At 39.4% G+C, this 820-nt stretch carries 2 protein-coding genes; one reads left to right on the forward strand and one right to left on the reverse strand.

Features of this window, described 5'->3' with window-relative positions; translation table 11 throughout:
- The coding region (locus AC1DPZ_RS28280; RefSeq protein ID WP_477409804.1) for an RNA polymerase factor sigma-54 at positions 1–541 on the reverse strand (541 nt) is incomplete at its 3' end.
- Positions 542–693: 152 nt separating this feature from the next.
- Between AC1DPZ_RS28280 and AC1DPZ_RS28285 the strand changes: the two genes are divergently transcribed.
- Positions 694–820: MscL family protein (locus AC1DPZ_RS28285; RefSeq protein ID WP_477409806.1), on the forward strand; the 127-nt coding region annotated here is incomplete at its 3' end.

An 820-nucleotide genomic window follows, 5' to 3' on the forward strand; every position in this document is an offset into this window, starting at 1 on the left:
CAACCTCTTCATCCTCGGCCATTATATTTTGCGAGAAGGCGAGGTCGTCAGTAAGCGACATGATGGGCCTGCGCAGGTAACCATCGTCATCCAGGCTTCCTATAATTTGTTTGCCTATTCTGAAATCTTTATCGCTTAAGGGAAGCAAATCGAGCTGTAACTGCAGGCTCTCAAAAAACGAGCTCTGAACCGCTATGGGGATCTCTTTGCGCTCATCTTCATCATCGCCATTTTGGTCATAGCGCGATCCGTAATCATTCACGCTATCATCCTGCAGGTAGTCATCAATGTTGAACTCATCCATTTCCCCCTTTTCTTCATCACCGTTAAAGGTGTCTTCATCAGGGTCGCGGTCGGGGTATTCCTCAACTGGCTCGTTTAAATTAGTTAAACTCAGATCTTCAAGCGCAGGATTTTCTTCCAGTTCCTCTTTGATGCGGGTATCAAGCGAAACAGTAGGCACCTGCAGCAATTTTATAAATTGTATTTGTTGCGGCGAGAGCTTTTGTAAAAGTTTTTGTTGAAGATTCTGTTTAAGCATAATTAACGTAGTGTTCAAAAATACATCAATTACCATTAACTTTAAAATAACTTATAAGTAATTGGAGTAATGACGATAAATGCAAAATGAAATAATTTGTTTGAATACGATAAAAATTTATTCGTTACTTTAGATAACTAAATATAAATCTTATGGCTATCGTAAAAGAATTTAAAGAATTCGCCATGCGCGGCAACGTTGTTGACCTTGCAGTGGGCGTTGTTATTGGTGCAGCCTTTGGTAAAATTGTTACATCATTAGTAACTGACATTATTATGC

Source organism: Mucilaginibacter sp. P4_G9 (assembly GCF_056400985.1).